The organism is Mesorhizobium sp. M0698 (genome assembly GCF_040320455.1).
GTDB lineage: Bacteria > Pseudomonadota > Alphaproteobacteria > Rhizobiales > Rhizobiaceae > Mesorhizobium.
The window spans coordinates 1-8,327 of the sequence record NZ_JAMYPQ010000058.1 but is presented as its reverse complement, the minus strand read 5'-3'; the positions used below and the strand labels follow the sequence as shown (position 1 = coordinate 8,327).

The window sequence follows — 8,327 nt, the reverse complement described above, 5'->3', positions numbered from 1 at the left end:
AGAAAGGACGACGGCCTTGCACTCACCCCCTTGACGGTCGAGCGATTAGACGACCCGCTTCGCGGGAGGGTCGCCTGGTTCTGAGATGACGCGTATTCATAGGCCTTGAGCAGGTAAAGCCTGCGATCCGACCATGGAGTTCCCTTCAACGAAAGGAACTTGCCATGGCTACCTTGTCGACCGACGCTCCGATCACGCCACTTCGCCAGCGCATGCAGCAAGACATGCTGATGCGGGGCCTGGGACCGCATACGCAGCAGGATTACGTTCGTCATGTCCGGCGCTTCGCCGCGTTCCTTGGCCGCGCGCCCGACACCGCAGCGCCCGAGGACATCCGGCGCTTCCAGCTGTATCAGCATGAGAACGGCGTCGGTCCTGCGACGATTAACGGCGCGGTCTCGGCGCTGCGGTTCCTGTTCACCGTGACGCTGAAGCGGCGCGATTTGGCGCGCGCGCTGGTGGTCACCCGGTATCCGCGCAAGCTGCCCGAGGTGCTGAGCGTCGAGGAAGCGGCGCGGCTGCTCGAAGCGGCGCCAGGCATCAAGTACAAGGCCGCGCTCGGTGTCGCCTATGGCGCCGGTCTGCGCGTGTCCGAGGTCGCGCATCTCAAGGTCGACGACATCGACTCGACACGCATGCTGATCCGCGTCGAACAGGGCAAGGGACGCAGGGACCGCAACGCCATGCTCTCGCCGCAACTGCTGGAACTGCTGCGACTGTGGTGGCGCGAAGGCAAGCGGCGCGGGGTGATGCTCCCGCATGGCTGGCTGTTCCCGGGGCGCAGTTGCATCGCGCCGATCTCATCGCGGCAACTGCATCGCGCGGTCCAGGAAGCAGCCGAAGTCGCCGGCATCCGCAAGCGCGTCAGCCCGCACACGCTGCGTCACAGCTTCGCCACCCACCTGCTTGAGCAGGATGTCGACATCCGCGTCATCCAGGTGCTGCTCGGGCACAGCAAGCTCGATACCACCGCGCTCTACACCAAGGTCTCGACCCGCACGATCCACGCGGTCGCAGGGCCGCTGGACCGGCTGATGGCGCTGATGGAAGGCAAGACGCCGTCCGGCTGAACCGGTGCGCGCCGACCTGGAGGTCGCCGATATCTTCCGTGCTGCCGGCCCCGGATACCGGGTCTCCCACGCCGGGCATCTGAGCCTGCAGCAGCTCAAGGTCATGTCGGCGATCGAACAGTGTCGCACCGCTGCATTGGGTGGTCATGTCGAAGCCTGTGCGGACTGCGGCCAATGGCGGATCGCCTATAACAGCTGCCGCAACCGGCACTGTCCCAGGTGCCAGGGCGCGGCCGCGCGTACATGGCTCGCCGAGCGCGAAGCCGACCTGCTGCCAGTCGGATACTTCCACGTCGTGTTCACGCTGCCGGCCGAGGTCGCCGAGATCGCGTTCCACAACAAGGCGCTGGTCTATGACCTGCTGTTCAAGGCGGCATCGGAGACCATGCTGACGATCGCGGCCGATCCCAGGCATCTCGGCGCGCGCATCGGCATCACCGCCGTGCTCCACACATGGGGATCGGCGATGACCCACCATCCGCATGTCCACATGATCGTGCCGGGCGGCGGCATCGCGCCGGACGGGAGCCGCTGGATATCGTCGCGCCCGGCCTTCCTGCTCCCGGTCAGAGTACTGGGCAAGTTGTTCCGCCGCCTGTTCCTCACCCGGCTGATCGCGCTGCACGACGCCGATCGGCTCGCCTTCTTCGGCACCCTTGCTCGTCTCGTCGAGCGGCAGGCCTTCCTGCGGCACCTGTCGCCGGTCCGGAACAAGCGCTGGGTGGTCTACGCCAAGGCGCCCTTCGCCGGGCCGGAAGCGGTGCTCGCCTACCTGTCGCGCTACACGCACCGGGTCGCGATCTCGAACCGCCGCCTGATCGCCTTCGACGAGGCTGGAGTCACCTTCCGCTACAAGGACTATCGCCGCGATGGTGTCGAGCGCCAGCGCGCCATGACGCTTGCCGCCGACGAGTTCATCCGCCGCTTCCTGCTCCATGTCCTGCCGCGTGGGTTCCACCGCATCCGTCACTATGGGCTGCTCGCCAGCTCCGCCCGCAAGGCCAGCCTCGCACTCGCGCGCGAACTGCTGAACGTCGATCTGCCGCCCCAAGACGACACTTCGGAAGAACCGGCTGACGTCCGCCGGCCTTGCCCTTGCTGCGGCGGACGCATGGTCGTCATCGAGAGGTTCGAACGGTGGGGCCAGCCTCGTGCACCGCCTGCCTCAAGAGCGCCGAACCGGGAGAACGCCCCATGACCCGGCATGACCAAGTTGCTCGTACGACCGCGCCACGCCGGCGCCGGTCAACAGGATCTTATGTGCACGTTGCCGTGGCGCTGGTCGTCACGCACACCAATCCCGTCGGAATCAACGCAACAGCCTCTGCGACCTGGCCCGGAAGCCGCTTCCACGACATGCCCGGCGCATCTTATGCAGAAGTTCGCGACAGCCGCTGGCGCACCCCGAGGCACAAATCCCCATAGGCAATCGCCTGCGGCCCGCGGGTTCCTGCATCAGAGACTTTCGTACGCCTGACGGCACCCGAAACCCTTCAGCAGAAGTGGACGGTCCGCTTCTCGGCCGAGAAGCTAGATTCCGGACGTTCGTTGAAATGAAGCGGTTGGACCTCTCTGCGCTGTGCGTCGGTATTGCGGGGGTGTCCCGCCAGCGGGATCGACGTTGGCTGGGTAATTTCTTGGCGTCGAATTATGAGAGCGCCGCGGGGTGGGGCGAAGCGGTGGACGGCGACGAAGTTCCGGCCTGACGAGTGCGGCGGCTTGTAGTCGGTCGCATTGACATAGCCGCGATCCACGAGAAGCGCACAGATTGCGAGCCGATCATGGATCCGTCGCACAGTTTTGGGCGGTGGCAGAGAAACACCTGCCGGAGGGACCGAGAAGACCTTACCAGCCCGCTTTGCGCGCCAGAGGCTCTTCGTCTCTCTCCCTTCTCTCTCGTCCTTCTCTCTGGAACGTTTCCCAAAATGTTGACACGGTTGTCGTCAGCCTCTAGAAAGATGTCTTCACCTAACGAAAGAGGAACGACAAAATGACCAACGTCTTTTCAACCCCAGACAAGGTGATCAACCGCGACAAGCTGTTCAAGGCGGGCCTGATGACGCTGGAAAAGGAGGGCTGGGAAGTCAGCCGCATCAAGGGAGCGGGCAAGTCCAGCGTCCGACGCATCACCAAGGACGGAGAGAGCAAGGTCGCTTCGATCCGGACGACGCAGAATACGTGGGTCGCCTTCCCGCGGAACAAGTCCGACACGGCATGGGGCACGCTCGAAGGCGCCGACATGGTCGTCGCCGTCTCCGTCGACGAGAAGGATTCGCCGCGCTTCGCGCAGGTCCACTTCGTCGAGGGCAGCGAAATGAGAAGGCGTTTCGACCGCGCCTACGCTGCCAGGAAGGCCGCCGGTTACAAGATGCCTGTCGGCCGCGGCATCTGGCTGTCGATGTACGATCTCGAGGCCAAGAGCCCGGTGACTCTCGTCGGAGCCGGCATCGGGCTGGACAACCCTGCCGTCGGGCGCATCCCCCTCTCCAGCATCAAGGCCGGGGAGCGGGACGCCGCCGAAGAAGCCGATGACGCCGAGGAGGCTGAAGGGTCTGGGGACGCGGACGAGGTTCCGCTGACGATCGCCGAGGCGAAGCGGCGCCTGGCCATGACGTTCGGGGTCGACCCTTCGGCGATCAAGATCATCGTCGAAGGCTGAGCGTCAGAAGCGCGTGCGGATTTCCTCGATGTCCGCACGTATGCCCTGCAGTTCGAAGCGCTCCGCATAGATCAGCTGCATGATATGCAGGGCCCACAGCCCCACCTGCCCGGTCATCTTCAGCCCCATGTCGAGAGGCATCCCGTCGGCTTGCAGGTAGATCGTGTCGAAGTGGACGTTCTCGCCGTCCTTGCGGATAGCGGAATTGATGGAGAACCCCTGCTCGTTCGGGTGCGCCCCGAAATCTATGAGCGTTTCGTAAAGGCGTTCGAACTGGCCGCCGATGGTCGCGGCCGCAGCCTTGATGTGCTTCCGGATCCTGTTGTGGGTGAAGTCGTCCCTGACCGCGTGTTTCGCGGCCGCGCTGTCGTTCCGGTTCATCCATCGCTGCCACCGCACCTTGTCGGCGCCGATGTAGAAGCCGTAGGCCGCATGCTCGAGGCAGAGCCGGAGCATCGCCTGCGCCTCGTAGAGCTGTCCGGCAAGGACCGCGCCCGCTGCCGCCCGGTAGGCCGCATGCGCGCGCAGCATGAACGTCATGGGCACGAACGGCCTGGGATTGGTCGCGCCGTGCAGGAACCTAACGAACAGGCCGTCGATCCTGATCAGGTCCGCGACGGCGGGACGCTTGTTGTCGAAAGTGGCGAACTGGTTGCCTCGGAAACTATCGAAGTAGTCCGTCAGCGAGTCCTGCCCCCAGCCGTCCGGAGACCTGGCTGGCGGCGGCGTCATTTCTTGAGTCCTTCGAGCGTGTCGGCGACGAATGCCCAGCCTTCCGGCGTGACATGGAATTCGCCGGCGTCGTCGTCGACTACCAGATGGCCCTTCTTGACCAACGCTCCCGCTACCCAGATGTCCGGGCGGTGCCAGGTGCCGTCCATCTCGATGCCGCGCAGCGGGATCCTTCCGCCCGAAAAGATGAGGTAGGACAGGAAGAGCGCACGGGTCCGGGTCGTGTCGTTCTTGGAGTCGTTATTGTCCTGGCCCCAGTCGCCGTACACCGCGAGGCTGTCGTAAGGCGCCGAGCTGAACGGCTTCGCCGAAGATGGCTTCTTGTCGATCGCCAACGCCAGCGCATCGATGATCCTGCTTGCAGTTTCCCTGTCGATGTCGAGCATTCGTCCCTCCGTTGTCGCTGTCGCGCCGGTGACCGAGACTCGATTTACCACATCAGGGGAGCACGAGCTATGAGAGCACCGGACGCGGTGTGACGGCGTCTTCGACGAGCACGAGCGGCTGAGGCAGGTGCAGGAGTGGCTGTCGGAGATGGCAGCGTTCAGGCTGGCGAAACGGCTGGAAGGCTGACTTGTCCCCCGCTCGTTACGAGCGGGATCAAGGTGATCAGGTCAGACTTGTCGGGCTTTCTCCTGCGCGGCCCCGCATCTCGCCATGTTGGCAGGATAGTTCCTGCGTCGGCCAATGCCACGCAGACATCCTTCGCCTCCGAGAACGTGAGTGCGAAACGCTCCAGGAGCCAAGGGGACACCTGCCCAAACGGAATCGGACGACCCTTCATGCGCAGCGCGTCCAAGAGCCATTCGGCCGCAGCATGCTTTTCCCTTTCGATCTGCGCGTCGAGCGTTGCCGTCTGATGAAGGTCTGCGGCCGTGAAGAATAACGGGCGGGTCTCGTCCTCCTCCTTGGCGAGCTTGGCCTCGAACCTCCGGAAATCGTGTCCCTTGAGCGCCTTCCTCTCGAGGCTGCGGTAGACCTCCAGCCCCTTCCAGTGGCGCGTGCCATAGGTGAGGCAGAAGTGGGTGCGCTCGGCGAGCTTCTTGATGGGCGTGGAGACGACGTACTGGAAGCCTCCTGCGTCCTTGAACTCCTGCCGGAACAGCTTCTCGGCGGCTTCGGCTGGCGGCAGGTCCCTTTCGATCCTTTCGGGCCACCCCGGGCGCAGGATGCCGTTGAAGGATGCAACGATCTTCGGATCGTTCCACGAAGTGAAGCGACCGGCGAAGTCGTACATGTAGTTTACGAGCACCTCGCCCGGCCTTCTCGTCAGCAGCGCCGAGATCTCGTCGAAAGGGTATTCGGTCCACCCGGTCGGGTCGATGAAGGTAAGCGTGAATCCTTCGGCGAAGCTCATGATATCCGGGATGGCGTCCTGGAACTGGCCGTTGAACGTCTCGACGTGGAAGCCGCTGGAGGGGTCGTGATGAGCGCGCACCGCGGGATAGAGCTGCCTGAACGACGAGCGCTTCTTTTCAGCGAAGAAGCATTTGATGACCGGCCTGGCGCCCTTGGCCGCAAGCTGGCGCTGGACGTCCTTGAGCACCCCTATCGCGATCATGAACGAGGTGTCGGAATAGTCGGCGCAGCGCGACTCCCAAGGGCCGGAGAAGCCGTCCACGTATGTCAGGGCCGGATAGCTGGTATCCTTGCCGCCCAAGGTGATCAGGGCGAGTTCCTGCAGGTAGTGCCTCAGTATGACGTGCTTCGCCGCGGTCTGTTCTCGATCCTTGTAAAGGTCGTCCATCCAGTCCCCTTAGCTATCCACCGCCCACTGTCATGACTTCCCGTGACTGATTCGCAGAAGGTAACTGGCTCCACTCTTCGCCGTCCAGTGTTCGACCGCCGCTTTTCGGCCTTATCCCACCCCACTGCTTGAAGAAGAAGGCTACGCCAGCGTCGTTGCACTGGTCGCGGACTTCCCTGACCCAGTCGGAATGCATGGGCCTTGCTTTCGGACCGCTCTCGCCGCCGACGATCACCCAGTCGATTCCTTTGAGGTCCATGCTGCCCATAGGCCCGATCAGCGGCTCGACAGACAGGAACTTGATGGAGGCGTTCATGCCCTGCATGTGCCTGATGCGCGACTTCCTCGAGCCGTCCTCAACCGACGTCCCGAGCCAGACGTGCAGCGGCGCGATGGAACCCGCGTATCGCCTGTTCACGTAGTCGCGTATGCGCGAGCTGCGCTTGGTCAGGATCTGGAAGGTGTGCCAGTCGGCCTTCTCCATCGTGTCGAACACCTTGTCCACGAAGGCGTAAGGCACGCCCTTGTGGAACAGGTCGCTCATGGAATTCACGAAGATCATCTTCGGCTGCTTCCACGAGAGCGGCGCAAGCAGCCGTTCTGGCCTGAGCATGAGGTCGAAGCCATGCTCGAAGGGATGCCCGGGCACGCCGCGGAATCGCTCGGAGAACCGTTCCGCATAGCAGTGGTCGCAGCCCGCGCTGATCTTCGTGCAACCCGTGACGGGATTCCAAGTGGCATCGGTCCATTCGATTGCTGTCGTGCCAGCCATGTGCTCACTCTGGAACATAAAGAGAACACATAGTGCATCGCGCGTGGTTAGGGAAGCGTTAATTCAGGCGTTGGACCGCGTCTTGCGTGGGGCGATATGTCGACGAAGCCGCGGTCACTTATAAGAACTTCAAGCGTAACCCGCAGGTCACGGGGCCCTCGTCTGTGCCACTGTCATCTGAAACAGCCTGAGAACACCCGATTTCGGTCTGCAGCCTTCGCGCCCTGCGTGATTTCTTGCTCACCGCGGCCAGTGCCGCAGGTCGTTACCCCGACTCCGAGCAATGTCCGCTCTTGGGCAGCGGCAAGGTTCGCGGGAACGGCCGACATGCGGCGCAAAGCGGTCATTGAGCTCTATTGAGAGCTTCGGCTCACGACGAGGAGTCCGCGATGACGCCGCCGGCATTTCTCCTCGGGTCTCTATCGACAGGGTCGCGGGTGCAACAATGTGTTGCACAACTCCGCTATCTGTAGTGCCCATGCCTGACCCGAACTTCCTCACCCCTGACGAAGTCGTCGCTCGCTATCGCTGCCAGGTAAGCGAAGGCACTCTACGAAATTGGCGTTGCATGCGAATCGGGCCATCGTTCCTCAAGATCGGCAAAGCAATCCTCGATCCGAGCGGCGAGTTGGATCGCTGGGACAAATCGATCCTGATAGTGTGCTGAAGGTTCTGCAAAAAGTTTTGGAGAGAGAACGGCGCTTGCTCTGAGGGGCGAGCGGCCATGGCACGGTGGTGACATTGCGATCACCGATTCCCGTGGAAGGGGAAGTGCCATGACCAATCGAGACGTTAGACTGAGCAGAGGCGAGTTGAAAGCGTTGCTGTTGTCGGATGAGGACGGCTTTCGCCAAGCATTGCAGAGTGTCGTGCAGGAGGTTCTTGAAGCCGAGATGACGGAGGCGATCGGGGCCGAGAAACGCGAGCGGACGGCGGGGCGGACGAGTTACCGGTCCGGCTATTACGAGCGCAAGCTGGTGACGCGGGTCGGGGTGCTGGAGCTTCGCGTTCCGCAGGATCGGGCTGGCCGGTTCTCGACGGAGTTGTTTGAGCGCTACCAGCGTTCGGAGAAGGCATTGGTGTCGGCGCTGGTCGAGATGTACGTGCAGGGCGTCTCGACCCGCAAGGTGAAGGCGGTGACGGAGGAATTGTGCGGCCACTCTTTCTCGGCCTCGACGGTGAGCGAGGCGACGATGCGGCTGGATGAGGCGCTCAAGGCGTTCTTCACGCAGCGGCTCGAGGAAAGCTATCCGTATCTCATCTTGGACGCGCGCTACGAGCGGGCTCGCGAGGCGGGCGTGATCGCCAGCCAGGCGGTGCTGGTGGCGATCGGCGTGGATTGGGAGG

At 63.2% G+C, this 8,327-nt stretch carries 8 protein-coding genes; 4 read left to right on the top strand and 4 right to left on the bottom strand.

What is annotated here, in order from left to right; genetic code table 11:
* The first annotated feature begins 164 nt into the window (after positions 1-164).
* From NKI16_RS33625 to NKI16_RS33615, 3 genes are all read left to right on the top strand, one after another.
* Positions 165-1,070 carry a tyrosine-type recombinase/integrase gene (locus tag NKI16_RS33625; RefSeq protein ID WP_352579906.1) on the top strand — a complete coding sequence of 302 codons (906 nt, stop codon included), beginning with the start codon at positions 165-167 and terminating at the stop codon, positions 1,068-1,070.
* A gap of 4 nt (positions 1,071-1,074) precedes the next feature.
* A complete protein-coding gene (locus NKI16_RS33620) occupies positions 1,075-2,268 on the top strand; it encodes an IS91 family transposase (RefSeq protein WP_502897066.1) in 1,194 nt (397 codons plus the stop codon).
* Positions 2,269-3,060: 792 nt separating this feature from the next.
* On the top strand, positions 3,061-3,729 hold the full coding sequence (locus NKI16_RS33615; protein ID WP_352924750.1) for a hypothetical protein: 669 nt from the start codon (positions 3,061-3,063) through the stop codon (positions 3,727-3,729).
* A 3-nt stretch (positions 3,730-3,732) separates the two neighbouring features.
* Here NKI16_RS33615 and NKI16_RS33610 read toward each other — a convergent pair whose 3' ends face one another.
* The 4 genes from NKI16_RS33610 to NKI16_RS33595 form a co-directional block, all read right to left on the bottom strand.
* Positions 3,733-4,461 carry a hypothetical protein gene (locus tag NKI16_RS33610; protein ID WP_352924748.1) on the bottom strand — a complete coding sequence of 243 codons (729 nt, stop codon included), beginning with the start codon at positions 4,459-4,461 and terminating at the stop codon, positions 3,733-3,735.
* On the bottom strand, positions 4,458-4,847 hold the full coding sequence (locus NKI16_RS33605) for a hypothetical protein (RefSeq protein ID WP_352924746.1): 390 nt from the start codon (positions 4,845-4,847) through the stop codon (positions 4,458-4,460). The genes NKI16_RS33610 and NKI16_RS33605 overlap by 4 nt, the downstream gene beginning before the upstream one ends.
* A gap of 158 nt (positions 4,848-5,005) precedes the next feature.
* Entirely contained in the window at positions 5,006-6,208 is a 1,203-nt protein-coding gene (tcmP, locus tag NKI16_RS33600; RefSeq protein WP_352924744.1) for a three-Cys-motif partner protein TcmP, read from the bottom strand.
* Positions 6,209-6,221: 13 nt separating this feature from the next.
* Positions 6,222-6,980 carry a DUF5131 family protein gene (locus tag NKI16_RS33595; RefSeq protein WP_352924742.1) on the bottom strand — a complete coding sequence of 253 codons (759 nt, stop codon included), beginning with the start codon at positions 6,978-6,980 and terminating at the stop codon, positions 6,222-6,224.
* A gap of 776 nt (positions 6,981-7,756) precedes the next feature.
* On the opposite strand from NKI16_RS33595, the gene NKI16_RS33585 reads away from it, so the two are divergent.
* Positions 7,757-8,327 (top strand): IS256 family transposase (locus tag NKI16_RS33585; RefSeq protein ID WP_352924738.1); only part of this gene is annotated, 571 nt, incomplete at its 3' end.

What these genes read in the sequence shown, in the direction of transcription:
- NKI16_RS33595 (WP_352924742.1), bottom strand. Translation starts at nt 6,980, where the DNA reads ATGGCTGGCACGACAGCAATCGAATGGACCGATGCCACTTGGAATCCC.
- NKI16_RS33605 (WP_352924746.1), bottom strand. Translation starts at nt 4,847, where the DNA reads ATGCTCGACATCGACAGGGAAACTGCAAGCAGGATCATCGATGCGCTG.
- NKI16_RS33610 (WP_352924748.1), bottom strand. Translation starts at nt 4,461, where the DNA reads ATGACGCCGCCGCCAGCCAGGTCTCCGGACGGCTGGGGGCAGGACTCG.
- NKI16_RS33625 (WP_352579906.1), top strand. Translation starts at nt 165, where the DNA reads ATGGCTACCTTGTCGACCGACGCTCCGATCACGCCACTTCGCCAGCGC.
- NKI16_RS33615 (WP_352924750.1), top strand. Translation starts at nt 3,061, where the DNA reads ATGACCAACGTCTTTTCAACCCCAGACAAGGTGATCAACCGCGACAAG.
- tcmP (WP_352924744.1), bottom strand. Translation starts at nt 6,208, where the DNA reads ATGGACGACCTTTACAAGGATCGAGAACAGACCGCGGCGAAGCACGTC.